15 protein-coding genes are annotated in these 18,352 nt (G+C 47.4%); 7 read left to right on the forward strand and 8 right to left on the reverse strand.

Annotation, left to right across the window (positions count from 1 at the left end; genetic code table 11):
• The first annotated feature begins 251 nt into the window (after positions 1-251).
• The 4 genes from NC996_RS14535 (at position 252) to pgsA (ending at position 7,626) form a co-directional block, all read left to right on the forward strand.
• Positions 252-3,890 carry a hypothetical protein gene (locus NC996_RS14535; RefSeq protein ID WP_190686998.1) on the forward strand — a complete coding sequence of 1,213 codons (3,639 nt, stop codon included), beginning with the start codon at positions 252-254 and terminating at the stop codon, positions 3,888-3,890.
• Positions 3,891-3,964: 74 nt separating this feature from the next.
• Complete coding sequence (locus NC996_RS14540) at positions 3,965-5,881, forward strand: hypothetical protein (RefSeq protein ID WP_190687001.1); 1,917 nt, start codon at positions 3,965-3,967, stop codon at positions 5,879-5,881.
• A gap of 467 nt (positions 5,882-6,348) precedes the next feature.
• Positions 6,349-6,987, forward strand: a complete 639-nt coding sequence (locus NC996_RS14545) for a sugar transferase (RefSeq protein WP_347276560.1) — start codon at positions 6,349-6,351, stop codon at positions 6,985-6,987.
• A 111-nt stretch (positions 6,988-7,098) separates the two neighbouring features.
• The gene (pgsA, locus tag NC996_RS14550) at positions 7,099-7,626 is read left to right on the forward strand and encodes a CDP-diacylglycerol--glycerol-3-phosphate 3-phosphatidyltransferase (RefSeq protein ID WP_190687051.1); all 528 of its coding nucleotides are present in this window, start codon (positions 7,099-7,101) and stop codon (positions 7,624-7,626) included.
• 71 nt (positions 7,627-7,697) lie between these two features.
• On the opposite strand, the gene NC996_RS14555 is transcribed toward pgsA, so the two are convergent.
• From NC996_RS14555 to surE, 4 genes are all read right to left on the reverse strand, one after another.
• On the reverse strand, positions 7,698-8,633 hold the full coding sequence (locus NC996_RS14555) for an NAD-dependent epimerase/dehydratase family protein (RefSeq protein WP_190687004.1): 936 nt from the start codon (positions 8,631-8,633) through the stop codon (positions 7,698-7,700).
• 11 nt (positions 8,634-8,644) lie between these two features.
• Entirely contained in the window at positions 8,645-8,902 is a 258-nt protein-coding gene (locus tag NC996_RS14560) for a hypothetical protein (protein WP_190412779.1), read from the reverse strand.
• Positions 8,899-9,087: a hypothetical protein gene (locus NC996_RS14565; RefSeq protein ID WP_242030430.1), complete on the reverse strand. Its 189-nt coding sequence runs from the start codon at positions 9,085-9,087 to the stop codon at positions 8,899-8,901. Before NC996_RS14565 ends, NC996_RS14560 begins: the two co-directional genes overlap by 4 nt.
• Before the next feature lie 97 nt (positions 9,088-9,184).
• Complete coding sequence (gene surE / locus NC996_RS14570; RefSeq protein ID WP_190439794.1) at positions 9,185-9,862, reverse strand: 5'/3'-nucleotidase SurE; 678 nt, start codon at positions 9,860-9,862, stop codon at positions 9,185-9,187.
• 78 nt (positions 9,863-9,940) lie between these two features.
• Between surE and NC996_RS14575 the strand changes: the two genes are divergently transcribed.
• Positions 9,941-12,094 carry a HEAT repeat domain-containing protein gene (locus NC996_RS14575; protein WP_190439792.1) on the forward strand — a complete coding sequence of 718 codons (2,154 nt, stop codon included), beginning with the start codon at positions 9,941-9,943 and terminating at the stop codon, positions 12,092-12,094.
• A gap of 36 nt (positions 12,095-12,130) precedes the next feature.
• Here the strand turns inward: NC996_RS14575 and NC996_RS14580 are convergent, their stop codons facing one another.
• Positions 12,131-12,535, reverse strand: a complete 405-nt coding sequence (locus NC996_RS14580; protein WP_190412776.1) for an NIL domain-containing protein — start codon at positions 12,533-12,535, stop codon at positions 12,131-12,133.
• A gap of 72 nt (positions 12,536-12,607) precedes the next feature.
• On the opposite strand from NC996_RS14580, the gene NC996_RS14585 reads away from it, so the two are divergent.
• A complete protein-coding gene (locus tag NC996_RS14585) occupies positions 12,608-13,213 on the forward strand; it encodes a thioredoxin family protein (RefSeq protein WP_190412892.1) in 606 nt (201 codons plus the stop codon).
• Between the two features lie 176 nt (positions 13,214-13,389).
• Here NC996_RS14585 and NC996_RS14590 read toward each other — a convergent pair whose 3' ends face one another.
• On the reverse strand, positions 13,390-14,268 hold the full coding sequence (locus NC996_RS14590; RefSeq protein ID WP_190687006.1) for a hypothetical protein: 879 nt from the start codon (positions 14,266-14,268) through the stop codon (positions 13,390-13,392).
• Positions 14,269-14,411: 143 nt separating this feature from the next.
• Positions 14,412-15,293 carry an aspartoacylase gene (locus NC996_RS14595; RefSeq protein ID WP_190687008.1) on the reverse strand — a complete coding sequence of 294 codons (882 nt, stop codon included), beginning with the start codon at positions 15,291-15,293 and terminating at the stop codon, positions 14,412-14,414.
• A gap of 227 nt (positions 15,294-15,520) precedes the next feature.
• Here NC996_RS14595 and NC996_RS14600 point away from each other — a divergent pair, with 227 nt between their 5' ends.
• Positions 15,521-16,429, forward strand: coding sequence for a LysR substrate-binding domain-containing protein (locus NC996_RS14600; protein WP_190687010.1), 909 nt, complete (start codon positions 15,521-15,523; stop codon positions 16,427-16,429).
• Positions 16,430-16,556: 127 nt separating this feature from the next.
• On the opposite strand, the gene NC996_RS14605 is transcribed toward NC996_RS14600, so the two are convergent.
• Positions 16,557-18,212: a PfaD family polyunsaturated fatty acid/polyketide biosynthesis protein gene (locus NC996_RS14605; protein ID WP_190687012.1), complete on the reverse strand. Its 1,656-nt coding sequence runs from the start codon at positions 18,210-18,212 to the stop codon at positions 16,557-16,559.
• Positions 18,213-18,352 lie beyond the last annotated feature (140 nt).

Genomic DNA, 18,352 nt, shown 5'->3' on the forward strand with positions numbered 1-18,352 from the left:
AGCAAAACTCACATCTTAATCCAAAACGCTTTGATTTTGGGCGATCGCTTTCTTTGTACCCATTGGGTGACAAAACGCTACAACCCAAAATTCTATCTACATTTAGAATTACCAGTCTTGAAATAATTCACCCGGTAGATGCAACACCCTGTTTAATATAAGTTGTTCTTGTTGGGCAGTCTAACATTATAGGCAGTGGCAGTATAGTAACTTCTGATAACTGTGCAATCGTTCTAGCCAGGGATTCCATTGTGACTCACGAGACGGATGCGATTTCTACACTAATCGCTAACATTGACAGCATCCTCCACAAGGCCAGCTCCCGTCGGCCTTGGCTCAGGTCAGTTGATGTCCAAGAGCAGCGTCGGCTTCTGGAGCAGGTTCGTACCTATTTAGTCTCACGGCAACAATCAGGCGCTGGAGATGAAGCTCAGCATCAGGAATACCAACCGCAGGCAACAGCACGACAGATTGTGCAAGCGGTTGAGCAAGACATGGAAGCGGTGCGAACCAGCTTGATGCAGTCCTTGCAGGGGGATCTGGAGAGTCTTCGCCAACAGCGGGAATCTCTGGTTTTAGAGATTCGACAGATGGAGAGTTATCGGCTGCACCATCGAACGCTTGCTCAGCAACAAGCGGCACAGCAGCAACTGATTTCCGAATTTTTGCAGGTACTTTCTAGTCGCTTGCAGGAAACTCTCACGCAACAGATGGCTCAAACCCTGAGAAATTTGGAAACTCAGTTTTTGAGTGCTGAGGTACTCCCTCCAGAAGGTCAAAAACAACCCTATAATTTCTCACCTAGCTATTCAGACGCGATATCTAGCAATTCTTTACCTTTACATCCGCGAGAGCGCCTGGAACAACTGCAAACGTTACAGGCAAAATCCGATCAACTGCTAGCAACGCTGGATTCAACCATTCGTACAGTCTTCGAGGCACTGCAACGCAATCTTGTTAGCTATCAAGAGTCCTTAGCCCAAGGACTTGATAAAATGCACAACTTGGGGCAGCAAAGCGAGGTGATGTTTACAGAGTTGGTAAATCAGCTCACCGAGCAGTTCCAGCAAGAAGCCTCAGCAATTTTGCAATCGTCTCGGCAGTCACAAGTAGATGCAAGTAGCGCGAGTCCGGCTGCGACAACACCAGGAATCGGCGCTCTGCAACTGCCCTATCCCCAGAGGGAACCCCAAACGCTGGATCAACCCTCCTCTCCACCTTCTAATCGCAACGAATTCAATTTCTCGCCGAATGATGTTCCTGTCGCCAGACAGCCATTGCCGTATCCGGGGGTTGAATTGCCCCTCCGCTCGGTGGAACAGGAGCAGTCGCAAAGTCCCCAGTTCAATCTGCCAACGGACCGCTTAGGGGAGTCGGTACAAAGGCAAGCCTCCTCAAAGGATAATCTTTTTGGGACAGCATCGTCTGCTAGCACTCCATCGAACCCTACCTCTGGTGCCCAGAGTAGCGGTCTGGAAGACTTGAATCTAGAGAACTTGGGCAATCTGGAGATGGCATCGCTGGATGACGATGATATGAAAACTATCTTCCAGACGGAGCCTATCCTTCCCACGATTCCCGACAGGAAGCGCGACGAAATCGACGATTTTTTTGAAAGCTTGTTTGGGACGCCGCCAATCCCACAGAGTCCCGAACAACAAGCTCAAAAAGTTGAGAAACAACCGGAGAATAATCCCGCCCGAGATACCCAAACTCAAGCAGAAAGTATAAATCCAATCATTCCTCAAGATTCAGCCGGAGAGAGGAACCCTCGCCCTTATAGCAGTCAGGACTCTTTAGAAGATGCCCTGTTTGCAGGTTTGGAAGACCCCGCTGAAGATGCCGCGATCGCGCAACCACCTGCGAGAGTCGAGCAAGTCGAGGACTCTTGGGAAAATGTTTTATTTCCCGAAGATTGGGAAAAGACGGTTATCCAAGCTGAGAAGTGGGCGATCGCTCCGACGATTGCCAGTGACAATCAAAATGTCGAAACCAATGAAGCCTTCAATCCTGAAACAGTGGAAGAAGGGGATCTGGTCATTTCGGCACTAACCGATCTGTTGCAGGAGGATCTGTTCCAGGAGCAAGAAGTACTGCCACCGGAATCTCCCTTGCCAATCGTCACACCTCCGAGTGTGGAGGAAATCACTCAAATCCAGAATACTCAAATCCAGGACATCCAAATCCAGGACACTCAAATCCAGGATACAGAGCAACCTGCAACCGAGGAAGCTGCAAGTCTGGAAGAAGATATCTACATTCCAGCTTCGCCAGACGAGAATCTGCTGGCGATGGATACTTTCTCAGTTGACCAAGACGAATTTTTTTGGCTGGATAGAGATACACTGCAACTGCTGAGCGAAGATTTGTCTAGCTTTGAGGCACCGCAGGGGGGCGTATTCCCGCCATCAGAGGAGCAGAGAAGGGATATAGAGGCGGATTTTAGCGATAACGCTATAGAGATCCAGACTCAAGATGACTGGTTCGCAGAGGAGGAAGAGCTTTTTGGGACGGAGATACCAGAAGGGACGGTTGATGCTGTTGAAACACAAGCAGAAGCGTCAGAAATAACCCAGAGGACGAGACATCAGGAAGCTTTGCCAGTGACGGAACTGGATGAGTTGTTGATGGAAGATTGGGATGATCTCGCCCTAGATAGCTTTGTGGAGGAGGATTCTGTTCCTGGAACAGATGAGGAGTCGGAAAGATTGCCGTCTGGGGAATTCAGTTTAGGTTCAGAAACAGAAAACGCGATCGCTCACTATCCACAAAATTCCCATCAGGAGCAACCGGAAACGGCGAACACGACAACAGCCGATGAAAGAGCGGATTGGAATTTGGCTTCTTTGTTCCCTGTAGAACCCTTAGATCCAGCGCCAGACAAAGCGATCGCTTTTCTTCCCCCCGCTAATCTTGATGAATCGTCGGAAGTATCGCCCTCGCTGGGTTCAGTAACAGAAGCAGAACTAGAAATACAGGAGGATCGAGAATATATAGCCGATTCCCAGCAACAGACGTTAGGAATCACGTCAACAGAAACGCCAGAAGAGATGCCAGAAACCATCGATTTCGATGAATCGTTGGTATTCCCCGAAGAAGTCGATCTACTACCTACAGAAACGGCGGCGCTGGAACACGAATATGTTGCTGACTGGGAGTGGGAAGAAATGCCACCGCCAGCCAATCCGTCAAGGGAGGCACCAGCCACCATCGATTTCGACGAATCGTTGGTATTCCCCGAAGAAGAAGTCGATTTAGAGCTACCACCAATCGAAACGGCGGCGTTAGAACAAGAATACGTTGCCGACTGGGAGTGGGAGGAGTCAGCCAATCCGTCAAGGGAGGCACCAGCCACCATTGATTTCGATGAATCGTTGTCATTCTTCCCCGAAGAAGTCAATCTACTACCTACTGAAACGGCGGCGCTAGAGCAAGAATACTTCTCTGACTCGGAAGCACAACAGACGCCAGAAATTACTGGTGAGGAGACAGCAGTATCGATTGAGTTCGATGAATCGTGGGAATTATTTGCCGATGAGGAACAGAGTCTAGAAACACCCAGAGAAAGGGCGATCGCGTCTGATGCCGATATTGATGCGCTAACTGGGTTGCAGGAAGAAGATTTAGGCGACTGGGAATTTGAGGAAATGCCGGAAATTTCTCAAGTGGAAATAACACACCTAGGGGAATCGGATTGGCAGGAAGAATTATTGCGATTGGAAGAACTGATCGCTCCACCAGACGATGCGATCGCTCAGTTCCCTAACAATCCACCAATGGCAACCGAGGAAGAAGCCGTTTCTGAGCCGACGCTGCCTCAAACTGACGATTTTGATCTGGAGCTGGATATATTTTCAGACTCATCGAACCCGGAAAAAAAAACTCCGTAGGGATACCCACTCAGGAAATTACCCTTGAATCCCCATTAGTTTTAGAAAGTACAAAATTGCTCCCGATCGGGATAATGAATCCAAATTCAATACATTCTTCCACTGTCCTTGAGTCTGCAAAACCATCGCCTGCGGAGAATGTCAGCAAGTATGCCTGGTACTTAGGTATTGACTTTGGCACAACTGGCGTGTCTGCGGTTTTGTTAAATGGTTCGACGGGTGAACGATATCCCATCTATTGGATAAGCCAAGGACAGACAGAATCTACCCAAACCAGCTTTCGTTTACCCGCAGTGACTTACACGGGGCCAGCCTGGAGCAATTCAGAGCAGTCATCGGGGGGTGCGAGTAGCGCTTACGCCGATACACCAGCCGCGAGTAACACTTACGCGCATACGCCAGCGGCGATCGCAGTGGGTGTTCTGGCGTCTTCTCTTGCCAATCGTAAAGAAGGCGTCTTTATTCAAGGCTTTAAACCGTACTTGAAGGTGGGAATTCCTTACTATTCATCTGCCAAAAAATGGGAGCCGATATTGCAGTGGTCGCTCGACCAGCCAATTTCCCTTTACTGGCTGGGGCGCTCATTGCAAGCGTTATTTGCCACTCTAAGACCTCTAGGAAGGCAGGGAAACCCGCTATCCCCCACAGAACAATTGAGACCTAATTTAGTGGGTGCCGCTGGTTTAAAGCCCTCTACGCTAAATGCAGCGATGAGTTGCTTGAGTGGTGTGATTGTCGGTTGTCCTGCTAAATGGGGGGATACCTACCGCTTCAACATCCGCGAAGCCGTACTGGGTGCCCATCTGGTGGAAAATCCGGAGGAAATCTTCTTTCTTGAAGATGCGATCGCTACTTTGTTGGCAGGAATTGAAGGTGCAACCTTACCGGGAGTCCCCTGGCAAGGCGGGACTCTGGTGATCGACGCGGGTGCCACTACCATCGAACTCGCTGTGGTGAATTTGCCCGAAAATCTTAAAGACTTAACGTATTCCCAGTTTGCTTGTCGGAGTCTCGCCTATGCAGGCAACGCTATCGATCAAGACATCATCGGTCAATTACTCTTGAACGATGAAGAAGGCAAAATGAAAGATGAATTCGAGTCATCCTTCATCCTGCATTCTTCATCCTTGAGCCTTCCCAAAGCCGGGGAACCCGATTTAGCAACGCGCGATCGCTTGGCATCGTTATTGCAAAGTTCTCCTCTAGGACAAGCGCTTCTGGAAGCTGCCAATTCTGTCAAACGAATTCTGCAACAGCAAGACAGCTATACTGTGGAATTGGGCGGAAAGTCCTGTTTGGTGACACGCCGAGATTTAGAAAACCGCGTGTTCAAACCGTTTCTTGAAAAACTGAATCAAGAATTGAATGCGCTGCTAACTCAGGCAGGGATACCCGCATCAGGAATTCATCAAATTATCTGTACTGGCGGAACCGCAGCCGTCGGAGAAATCGCTCAATGGCTACGACAAAAACTCCCAAAAGCAGTCTTGATTCGGGATACTGGCGCAAACGACTCAACCCTAAACTGTAGTCCAGTGGCTTACGGTTTGGCTACGTTACCGCTGTATCCTCAACTGTTGGAGCAACAAACGCAGCAGTACAGCGATTATTTTCTGCTTTTGGAACTTTTACGCGCTTTACCCGAAGAACCGCTGCCGCTGAATGAAATTATGCAGTTATTAGAGTATCGCGGCATTAATACGCGGGTTTGTTATTCTCGCGTCATGGCGCTTTTGGAAGGAAAGCTGCCTGCGGGTATCGTGCCGTCGGAAGCCGAGTTTGGACTGCTGAGTTCCACCTCCGAGCAAAATCCTGACTATCAAGCGATCGCAGAGGCTCCACTTTTTGAGAAAGAAGCGACCCAGATGTATCGACTGAATGCTCAGCAGGGCGATCGCTATCTTCGCTATTTAAACACTATCCTGACAAGCACTTATCAAAAACTAGAAGAACCATTAGTTTTTGACTTGTTAGTACCGGCAACAGTTTAGCGATGAGATCCGAGACTGCTTGTATTCAGTCACAAGAACATCCCTCCGCAATTCCCCCTACGTGCGGAGGAAAATCGGGAAAAATCTTTGTTTGCAAAAGACTGGGGAGGAGTACTTCAAGGTGAAAAATTATCCTTCTCAATCCTTGCCGGGTAAGTTCTGACCCGCAAGAGACGCGTAACGACGTACTTTCAGGTAAAAAGAATTATCCATTCTCAATCCTCCTACAGGCAGAGGATTAAATAATTGAAATCTGTACCTTGTCAACCGTACTTCTAACAAAACTTAAAAAAATACCGATTCCCTTAAAGATTCGGTAAAGTAAGGGCTTTCAACGATTCATCTGTAAGGGGTGTTGCCTATATTGACATAAGAGCAACCTGATTCTAGAAGCCAACTTAAAAACAGTGATTACTACTTCCCACCTCCCCGAATCCCTCGACGTTGCTTCGTCGGCGTTTGATGAAATCTACCTGGTTGATGTTGCAAAGCCAAGCTGTCATCCATCTGTCACTAGCAAAGAGAAGCGCCTGATTGATATCTTGGGAGGCGTCGTGGGGTTAGCGATCGCAGCGACAATTACAATTCCAGTTGCGATCGCAATGCAACTGGATAACCCAGGTCCTGTCTTTTACAGTCAGATTCGCTGCGGTTTGAATGGACGCAAGTTCCGCATCTGGAAATTCCGTTCGATGGTTGTTGGTGCAGAGAAGCTCAAGCATCTGGTCGATAACCAAGCGAAAGGGCATATTTTTAAAAACGAAAATGACCCCCGAATTACCCGCATCGGTAAGTTCTTACGTCGCACCAGCTTAGATGAATTCCCGCAGTTTTGGAACGTTCTAATGGGAGACATGAGCTTAGTAGGAACCCGTCCGCCGACCGTTGATGAAGTCATGCGCTACGATGCTCATCACTGGGAAAGATTGAATGTTAAGCCGGGAATTACTGGCGAGTGGCAAGCGAACGGTCGTTCTAGCGTCCAAGACTTTGAAGACATCGTCCGCATGGATATTGATTACCAGCAAAAGTGGTCTGTTGCTTACGACCTCAGCTTGATTTTCAAGACGGTGATGGCAGTTGTGAAGAAGAAAGGTGCTTGTTAAAAAGCGAATCACGAATCGCTAACTGTAAACTTAGAATTTCAGGCTGTAGACTCTGGACGCGAAACCGTCCGGAGTCTACAGTCTTTTTAACTTATCAGATCGATGCTTGTTATGACGCTACCCAACTGGATTACTTTATCTCGCTTACTGGCGTTGCCAGTTCTGCTTTATTGCCTGGACACCCCAACAACTGAAACTCGCACTGTGGGGTTAGTAATTTTTCTGGTTGCGGCGGCTACGGATTGGTTAGATGGCTACTTGGCTCGTAAATTGAATCAAGTTACAGATTTGGGTAAATTTCTTGACCCGTTAGTTGATAAATTACTGGTGTTGGCTCCCCTATTGCCGCTCATTCAACTCGGTCAAGTACCGGCATGGGGCGTATTTCTAATTTTGGCAAGAGAGCTAGCGATCGCTGGTTGGCGCGTTAACAAAACGACCATTAGTGGAGCGAATATTTGGGGCAAGTTAAAAACAGTCAGTCAAATTATTGCGATCGCGCTTTTGATCGCACCACTGCCTGTCTCTTGGGAAATTCCCGCCATAAGTGCTTTCTGGATTTCCGTTGCTTTTACTTTGATTTCTGGAGTTATTTACCTTCTCCCCCAAAAAACCGAGCAACCCTCAGCGGTTAGCTAGTAGAGATACGATTCATCGTATCTCTACAACGACTAATCGCTCTTTCGTGTCTTCGTGTCTTGGTAGTTGATTTAGCCTGCTTCTAGAATTTCGTTATCAATTGAGAAATCTATCTCGGCTTTGTTCCGACCAGAGGCAAGATAATCTTTCTGGAACGAGTTTTTTAGGCCAGAAATTAAGTCATATTCTGGTTGCCATCCTAGTTCAGTCTTGGCTTTATTTACTGAGGCGAAGAAGTGCTGAAGTCGGAAAGGAAAAGCTTTACGTTTGCCAAAGTCAAACTTTTTGGGTTCGTAGTGGAGAATTTGTAAATTCTCAGGGGACTTCCCGGCTGCAATCGCACAAGCACGCGCTAGACCATCAAAAGTAACATAGCGATCGCCCGACACATTATAAATCTGTCCCACTGCCTGAGAATTGCCCAGCACTGCTGCCATTGCTACCGCTAAGTCTTTCACATGACCGAGTTGGGTGAGATGGAAGCCATGTCCGGGCATGAGAATTGGGCGATCGCGCACAATCCGGTCGAAAAACCAAGCTTCCAGATCGTTATAATTCTGCGGGCCGTAAATATAGGTAGGACGAATCGATGTAAAAGGCACTTTTTGCTGTGCTAGGTAAGCTTCCGTTTCATGCTTGCCTTTGTGACGACTTTTTGGATCGACGGCATCCCCTTCTACATGAGGCATCTGATCTGACTTTTGATACACACCCGCAGAACTCATGTAGATAAAATGCTGCACCCGATCCTTAAAAATTTCTACTAAAGGTTGGGTGTCGCTCAATTCCCGACCGTTGTTATCAAAAATTGCGTCGAATTTTTCTTGAGATAACTTTTCTTTTAGTTGCGAAGCATCCGTGCGATCGCCCTGAATTTGTTTGATCCCTTCAACGGGCGCTGGTTTATTTCCCCGATTGAACAGCACCACTTCATGCCCTTGTTCCGCCAAAATTTTTGTTAGATAAACCCCGATAAAACGGGTTCCGCCCATGATTAAAATTCGCATTTTGATTAATTCTAATTATTTATATCTTTTGCGGATATTTTCCAAGACCGCCCTTCACAGTGAACTTCGTCCCCGATGATTTTAACTCCACCGCGAGCGATCGCAAATAGTTCTTGCCTTTCTTCATCTGTCAAGTAGTCATCACCTTTCAGACCACTTGGGCGCTTTCGAGGATCGCCTCCTGCATCCAAGTAGCGCTGTCGAGATAAAGCAAAAAGTTCTTTTATTCTTGCATACTGTTGCTTTTCAATCTCAGTAGGTTTTGTCATCGTTCCGATACCCATTTGATAGGAACAATATCGCTATTTTGCAGGAGTCGAGCATAGGGTAAGACATTGCTAGGGGTTTCAATTACCCAAATTCCTGTGTCTTCATCATACACCGCATTGCTAAGTAGCTCTAAGGTATCTAAGGCGTTGAGAATTAGGTATTGTGCTTCGGATGGTTCCACCACTATTGAGTTCAATTTAACCTTGGCTATCTTACACGAAGGGACTGCATTAAGGGATTTTCGTTAACTCTTATGGGAGCGGTATCTTACCTCACCTTTTTTAAAGTCGCAGCTGAGTTACGGCGATTTTGCCGGAAAAGCAAACATCAACATCGCTACCGGGCGTACGATCGCGTTTGGCATATTCTCCGACGTAGTAAAAATTATCGCCTTCAACGCGATAGTTAACTGGTAAGGGTTGCCGAGAAGGTTCGCAAAACACCACTTCCGGATCGGGATCTCCGGGTAACAAATGCGGCAAATTCACATTCCAAAACGTTCCCGGTTCAATGGTACGGTTGAGTAGATCGGCTAAAATTCCAGCCGTCCACCTCGCCGCCACATCCCAATCGACATTCAGTTTGCCTTTGCGATAGTGGGAAACGGCAATCCCCGGAATGCCATGAAAGGCTGCTTCGCGCACAGCGGCGACAGTCCCTGAAATGTAAACATCGGCTCCTAAGTTGCCACCGGCGTTGATGCCAGAAAGGACAAACTTGACAGTAGGGCAAAGATGTGTAATTGCAATGCGAACGCAATCAGCGGGAGTACCCGCGATCGCATATTCAAAATCCGAGCGACGCCGGACATGAATCGCTTGAGTCGTCGTCACCTGATGACCGCATCCGGATAAATGGTCTTTAGGAGCCACAATCACCCCCTTGCCATTCATCGCCTTGTGCAGCGCTCGGATTCCAGGAGCGTCTATTCCGTCGTCGTTCGTTAAAATCAAAGTCATATATTTTTTTGCTGAGTCGGACGTAGCCTAGACGGTTTGCTCAAGCACCCATTGATTCAAATGTGAGAAGGCAACTAGATGGAATTGCATCACCAACCGATTCAGGAATCTTACACCGCCGAAAACCTCCTCCAACAGGTACTCTCACTGAGTGATGACCAGCTCAAGCAGGAGTATTTAAATTATCTAAAATGGACAGACCCCATAGTGCAGATGTTACAGCGCTTGGAGGAAAAAGCTCAGGTAGTGCGAGTCGTGAAGTTAGCCTTAGAAGTGGATTTGAGGTTAGGCGCACAGATGGCAGGAGCCGTTAAACCGGAGTTTCAAGCCGCAACCGTCGGTTTAGTTGCTTCTCTAGAAGTTCCTCAAGAGTTGAAATTTCAACTTTTAGGCATCACTGGCTCTGATAGTGCAATCCCCAGCCTACTCCCAGCGCTTCACCACCCTGACGCTAAGGTGCGTGAAAGTGCAGCTTATGGCTTAGCTTCCATCGGCACCGATGCAGTCGTGACAGCGCTGCTGGAAGTATTGAACGATGACGACTCTGGTGTTCGCTTGAGTGCAGCTTATGGATTAGGTTCTATCGGCACCGATGCCGCAGTGATGGGACTGCGGCAAGCGTTGAACGATGAAGATTTTCAGGTGCGCGAGAGTGCAGCTTATGCCTTAGGCGCGATTGGTACCCAGGCAGCCGTAGGGGTGCTGCGGCAAGCATTGAACGATGAGGACTTTGATGTGCGTGGGAGAGCTGCCTACGCTTTAGGTCAAACCCCCACCGAAGAAGCAGTGTCGGCGCTACTGGAAGCTTTGAACGATGCAGATTTTCGGGTGCGTTACAATGCTGCCTATGCTTTAGGTCAAATTCCCACTCAGCAGGCGGTATCAGCACTACTGCAAGCGTTAAATGATGAAAACTATCGGGTGCGTCAAAAAGCAGCCGAAGCATTAGGTTCGATTGGCACGCAAGAAACGGTGATGGCGCTACGGCAAGCGTTGAACGATGATGACTTTGATGTTCGCCGAAGAGCTGCCTATGCTTTAGGAAAAATTGGCAGCGAGGAGGCGGTGGCGACACTACTGGAAGTGTTGCAGGATCGAGACTATCGGGTGCGCGAGAGGGCTGCATTCGGCTTAGGCCTTACCCGCAATCCGTTGGCAGTATCGGGGCTGCTGAAGGCGCTGAAAGATGAAGATTATGAGGTTCGCAGTTGTGCTGCCTATGGGTTAGGTTTAGTCGGTTCTCCGGCGGCAATGTCAGGGTTGCTAGAAGCTTTAAAGGATCGTGACTTTTATGTTCGCAGGGGTGCTGCCTATGCTTTAAGGAAAATCGGCAGAAAGGGCATCGAGCCTGCGCCTGCCCAAGCGGCGGTAGCTGGGCTTTTAGAAGCTTTGGACGATGACGATTCGTGGGTGGGTTGGATGGCTGCCTATGCCCTGGGTTCTATGGGCAAGGAGGAAGGCGTAGCGGCGCTACTGAAAGCTTTAAACCATCCAAACTTTGATGTTCGAGAAAAAGCTGCTGAGGCTTTAGGGAAAATCGGCAGTGAAGTCAGCGTTGTGGGGCTGCGACAAGCGTTACATGATGAAGACTTTGGGGTTCGTCAAAGTGCTGCCGCTGCGTTAGAAAAAATAGGCTCCCCAGCAGCGGTAGCGGGACTTCTAGAGGCTTTGCACGATACCGACTATCGGGTGCGCGAAAATGCTGCCTCTGCTTTAGGTAGCACTGGCTGCCAGATTGCCGTAACCGGGCTGCTGGAGGCTTTGCACGATACCGACTATCGGGTGCGCGAGAAGGCTGCGGAGGCTTTAGGGGAAATCGGTTCTCCGGCTGCGGTGGTGGGGCTGTTGGGGGCGTTGAACGATGAAGACGCGACTGTGGGTGGAAGCGCTGCTTGGGCATTAGGTCAAATCGGCACTCCAGCGGCGGTAGCAGCACTGCGACAAGCTCTCAACCACCCAGACGCTAGCGTTCGAGGGAGTGCTGCCTGGGCATTAGGTCAAATCAATAGCCCGTCGGCTGTAGGGGCGCTCAGGCAAGCTGTTAACCACGAAGACGTTAGCGTTCGTGAGAAGGCTGCCTATAGTTTGGGGAAAATCGGCAGCGCTGGAGCATTACCTCATCTACGCCAGATGCTCTTAAAATCGGAGAATAGCGTTGCTCTTAGCACGATTCTCGATGCGATCGCTGCCATTCAAGAGCGCTGTGGTTACTACAATTATGCGATCGCCTAGTCTTGGACTCAATTGCCAAAAAAAAGCATTTTCAATTCAAAAATTAGTAGAAATTGCCTCTACGGGACAGGTGGGAATACACTGTTCGCAGACAATACAGCGCGATCGCGTAAAATTAAGCCGAAATGTCTGCGGTTCCAGAGTCAAAGCTTCTGTGGGACAAACGCCAGTGCATAACCCGCAGTGAACGCAAACGTCTTCATCGATCGCGATCTCGCGACTGGCAAAAGAAACGCTGATGTCTTGCGATCGCATCCATTCGATTCCCGCATCTATTGCATCAATATCGCCCAAAAGTTCCACCACTAGCTTCCCAATTTGATTGGGTGCCACTTGGGCACGAATAATATTCGCCGCTACATTAAAATCCTTCGCCAGTCGATAAGTCACTGGCATCTGAATCGCTCGTTTGGGAAAAGTCAACGTTACTCGTTTTTTCACGGCAAAGGTAGCTCTGGAGGGAGTTGGTACACTAAAGGTAGCTCATCTATAACAATCGTGAAAAAATCTTCGATGGCTGTGAATTCACCTGAATCAACTGCAACCTCCCAGCCGCCGTCGCCAGGAACCGGCGCGAAACGTGTCACAAACTTCTTGATTGCTTTAGTAGCGATTGTCCTCAGCGTTTTCCTATTCTTGGGACTGCAAACTGAGACAAGTTCAGTTTCCCTGGACACCCAAGCTGAGCAATCTACACCGTTAGAAGTGGCTTTGAGCAATGGCAAGCCGACGTTGATGGAATTTTATGCGAACTGGTGTACCAGCTGTCAGGCGATGGCAAAGGATCTGGGCGAACTGAAAGAGCAGTATGCTGATTCGATGAATTTTGTCATGCTGAATGTGGATAACAATAAGTGGTTGCCAGAGATGACGCGCTACCGCGTTGATGGGATTCCCCATTTTGTATATTTCGGCAATAACGGAGACGCGATCGCTCAAACGATTGGTGAGGTGCCTCGTCCCGTCATGCAGGCAAACATTGACGCCCTTGTTGCTTCTGTACCTCTGCCTTACGCCCAAGCTGGGGGACAGGTTTCTGCCTTCCAATCACCCGTTACACCCGCCAAAGTTAGTCAGGATGATCCTCGCAGCCACGGTAGCCAAGTAAAAAGCAATTAAGAATTACGAGAACAGTCGCTGTTAGAAGATTTTTGGGGTTTGCACTGATCAATCAGAAATCCATCCTGGTGATATCTGATTGCTGAAGGTAACGCCAAAAATGACGCCCACTCAAGGGTTTTGGACAGGGTTTCTCTAGTTGTATGTCTCTTGTCCGGTCTTGAACAGATGCCCGATCACATACAGCCACAGCCGCAGCCGTTGTTCGTACTATCATTACTACCACTACTACCACCACCACTGTTATTGCCGCGACTTCCGAACAGGGAAAAAATGAGGAATATTGGTAGCCACCACCAAAACGATCCTGAAGATTTTTCCGAAGTAAGACGATCTTTGTTCTTAGGAGTAGGGGTTGGAGTCTTGCGAGGTAGCGGAGAATTTTCGCTTGTTTGAGCCAGTGCTAATTCAGAGCTTGTAGAGTGAGTTGTCTGGGTAGAAATCCCTGCTATCAGTAGCGTAGAGCTGCTGATAGTTAGAACTAATATAAATGACAATAGAGCGATCGCTAGGAATTGCCGCAAAGGCAAGCGAGGGAGATAAATAGATGGCAACCAAGCCAGAGTAAAAGATGGTTTGGGTACGAGCCAATACCGATGAGTGTTGACTTGTTTGCACTGGATGTCTTTCCCAAATCGGGTATCGGGTGGCGACCAGATATCGCTAGGAGGTTGCTGTCCAAAGAGTTTTTCGTAGCTATTCAGCGTCTCGTTATAGCACCTATAAAAATTATCCTGTTCGCTGGAACCGCCCTTCGTTGGGTGATGGTGCAATGGTTTTTTTAAAACTTTGTCACAAAACTCATTCCAGTAGGAATGAGTGTAAGTTAAGTGCAAATGCCAAACTCGATCTACTTGATCGGAAGGCGTGACTGGATGCCCAACTACAAGGGCAAGAAAGATAAATTTTTTGTATTCGTTAATGGCACGCTGAGTATATTGAACTGTCCAACCGTTTTCTCTTGCTAACCTTTGACTAAAGGGAAAAGCAGCCCCAGGATCGTCAAGAGAAAATTCTTGAATACTTTGGTAAAATTCTGCCTGCTGCGCCTTCATTTATGACTCCTTTATGTTTTTGAATTACCAATTTAATTTTTATTTTTGTTAATCAATAAAATCCACAATTCCAAGTTCGCGATATTTTTTAACTGACGAAAAGTTAGAAATGATTGAATCTGAATTCGACACTTAGGCTTTTGCTAAATGGTGACTTGCTGCTTTTCAGTCAAACACATGGCAACTCCTTTTTCATAGTAGGCTGCTTCATTGATAAAGACTGGATAAACTGTTGATTCACCTTCATAGGCGATCGCTTGACCATCAAATGTCAAAAACATGAGATCGCCGGGATGAAGCGCTTCATAATCTCTAAATTGAAGCTGGGGATGAATCATTGCCTGAATCTCTCCAAACTCATTCCTGGGATAGTCTATTGTCTGGATGCTGTGATAAATGGTGAGCGTATCTTTTACAAGAGGTGGCGTTCCCTGGTTAGAGGCTTCCGTGTAGTCTAAAATTGCCTGGACAAGTTCCTCAGTTTGCTGAAATAAAGTTGCATCTAATATCCCCTGAGCCACCGCACCGACTTCAACTGTGCAGCCGAATTCACAAATTGAGTCCAGATGAGGCGTGCCTTGATTTCTGGTTGTCGAATAAAGTACCTTCACTTTTGAATGAAAAGATGTGAGATAAGCGGCTAGTTGAAGGTTAAAAGGATGCTTGCTAGCCAGAATAATTGTTAGCTCCATGTTTGCTGTACTGCTGTGTAAATCAACAACCAAATCTGCCTGATGGCTCCCCCCAGAGCCAAATTTTTCATAAATCTCCTTGGCTCGTTGCGCTTCGTAACTAGAAAGATTGGGATTCTCTAAATCTCGGCGTAGAAAACAGCGATTAAGATCGGTATCAACATATCGTTTCCCGATTTCATAGGCTTTGGGATTCGCTAACAGGGTAAGAGTTTCAAAGCTAGGTCGCTGAATCAAGTTGGGCGATCGCTCGAATTTCTTCACTAAGTAAATTCCGGTGAGTTCGTTTCCGTGCGTTCCCCCTACAATGGCAACACGCTCGATCTTCTTCATAAAATAATGGCTCCCTATACTTATTTACAACACTATCTATTAACTTAGATGTGTTGAGGTTGATAACGTCTTTTCATCTAGATTAACGAAGGGTTTACTAGATGTCTAATACTTTCTTGGCTAGGCAACTATATTGCAAAGATATAGTGTTTAAAAACTGATATTAATTTGACATTTGCATTCCTATCTTGCCAAGATTAGGGCAAAGACATAGTGGTGAAGAACGAATGGAGCTTCGGCATTTGCATTACTTCATCGCGGTTGCAGAGGAGTTAAACTTCTCTCGTGCTGCTGCTCGTCTGCATATCGCGCAACCTCCCTTGAGCAAACAAATTCACGATCTCGAAGACGATCTGGGAGTGCAGCTGTTCGATCGCACCCAGCGACCGCTCCAGTTAACCCTCGCTGGAAGAGTCTTTTTAGACGAAGCTCGAAGCGCGATCGCTAGCGTAGATCGTGCGGTCAATATGGCGCAACGTGCTAGTCGTGGAGAAATCGGGCGTTTGGTAATCGGCTTTACTAGCTCAATGGCAAACAGCTTTTTGCCAGATATTCTGCGAGTTTATCTTGAACGTTTTCCGCTTGTGGAACTCGTCTGGCGAGAGTTAGCAACTTCCATCCAAATGCAAGCACTGCGCGATCGCCATCTGGATGTTGGCTTTTTCCATTTGCCGTCCTGGATGCAAGAAGAAGTTGATTTAGCCTGGATGACGATTTGCCATGAGTCTTTAATTGTCGCTTTACCAGAGACTCATCCACTGGCGAGCCAACCTCAAGTTTCCTTAAAAGCACTGGCACAGGAAGTGTTCATCCTTCCTTCTCGTCAATTCTCTCCAGTCTTATCTGAACAGCTCGAACATCTGTGCCAACAATCGGGTATTTCCCCCGTTGTCATCCAAGAAGGAACGCTGATGCTAACAATACTCGGCTTAGTCGCTGGTGGGGTTGGAGTTGCCTTGCTCCCTGCTAATGTCCAAAATCTTCAACGCAAGGGTGTCTTATACAAAAACATCGCTGAACCAACACCAACTGTCCCAATGGCGGCTGTATGGCGACAGGACGATGCTTCAGCGACTTTGCGCGAGTTCTTGGGAGTGACAAAAGCGATCGCGCAGACTCACTCAAAAGCGTCTTAATCAAAACGCCCATACGCGATCGCTTGCCTCCACAGTTTAAGGCATACCGATAGAGACAGCCCAGAGGCTTTTTACGGCAAAGTTCTTTAAAATGCCAGCCCCTGGTACCAAAAATGTTTAGACTATCCTAAAAAAGAGGTTTTGGACAATAGTTCCAGTATTGTGCAGGCATCGATAACCCCTGTAGTTTCAAGTTTTGCAGCCGGTACAAAAAGCCAGCACCAATCATTATGTGATCGGCAACATCAACTACACGACGATTATTCGCTTGAGCCAGATAAGAACCCTTCACCCATTCATTAAACGATCCCATTGAGGGGCCACACCAGATTTGATAATCCATTTCACGACCTTTTTCACCCGCATTAGACCAACGGGAGGACAAGCCCAAATAGGAGCGGAAAATCAGAGCCATTTTACGTTTAGGATTGTTATCTGCTCTGGTTATTTGATCCGGGTCGCGTTGAGAAAAATAAGCAACCGTATCTTCCCAAACCGACTCTAGACTCTTCCTGAAGATTTCTTTTTCTAATTTCTCTCTTTCCACAACCGGAATTTCTTCAATTGAGTCATAGTTCTTGTAGAAATCAAAGAGTTTTTGCGCCCGCATTGGGAAGAGACTGCCACGTTTCAGGACTTGCAATTTCACCCCCATTTCAAACATATCCGCCGCTGGTGCCATACTCACATCAGCCATAGCCGCTTGAGCTAGCAAGTTTTTAGTATGAGTGGAAGCTCCCGCTTCAAGACAGGACTGGTTAATGGAGCCAGTCACCACATAAGCGGCTCCCATCATAAATGCCCCTAACGCTGACTGCGGTGTACCAATTCCTCCAGCAGCTCCAACTCTGACAGGTTGTTCGTAACCATATTTTTCCTGAATTTCATCCCTGAGAGTCAGAATCGAAGGCAAGAGACAAACCAAGGGACGATTATCTGTATGACCGCCAGAATCGGCTTCTACAGTGATATCGTCAGCCATTGGAATTTTTTCAGCCAAGGAAGCTTGCAATTCAGTAATTAGCCCTTGAGCGACCAATTGCTTGAGCATTTTAGTTGGGGCTGGTTGCAAAAATTTAGTTGCAACTTCTGTCCTAGAAACTTTGGCAATTATTTTGTTTTTGATCTCGATTTGATTCGCTGAATTGAGGCTAAGTCCCGCTGCCCGATAATAAACAATGTTGGGTGTCAAATCCAGAAATGCGGAAGCTTCAACAGTGGTGACGCCGTATTTGAGATATAAATTGATTGCACCCCGCTCGATTGCAGCTTCGCTAGGACTGTGGATCAAATTAAATGCATAAGGCCCTTCTGGAAGTGCTTGCTGAATGCGGTGAATAGCAGTTTCAATGCGAGAAGGAACTAAGCCCGCGGCACCAAAGGCACTGAGAATCTTTTCTTTACCAAGGGCAATTACCATTTCTTCGGAGGCAATGCCATTCGCCATTGACCCTGTACTATAAGCATATTTTACCCCGTGGAAAGTCAGGAAACTGGGGTCTCCCAACTGTTGAGGAACTAGCGGTGGCACTGCTGTCAAAGTTTCCACGGATTCAGTTTTGCCGTTATTAGCATCCCCTAAATAACCTTCGTTCGTGACCCCAATTTGGCCTTGCTTGCTAACGATGTAACAGGGTTTATCTAAATTCAGCAGTTTAGTCTTGATACCTTCTTCATCAAAAGCTACAGAATTTAAAGAACCCTGCCAGACTGGATTTTGATTGTTCGGATTTCCTGAGAAACGAAGACCATTTTTGTTTTGCGTTAAAGGTATTGCCAACATAGTTTCTTTTTCCAATTCAAGCCAATAACAGATTGTAGATTGTCGGTTGGGTTGACTCCCCAAATCCCTCCCTTAGGAGAAGAGGGGCTTCCGGACTCCCCTTCCCTACTAGGGAAGGGGGCTGGGGGTTAGGTTCTTAA

The organism is Trichocoleus sp. ST-U2 (assembly GCF_039961875.1).
Taxonomy (GTDB): Bacteria; Cyanobacteriota; Cyanobacteriia; order Cyanobacteriales; family FACHB-T130; genus FACHB-T130.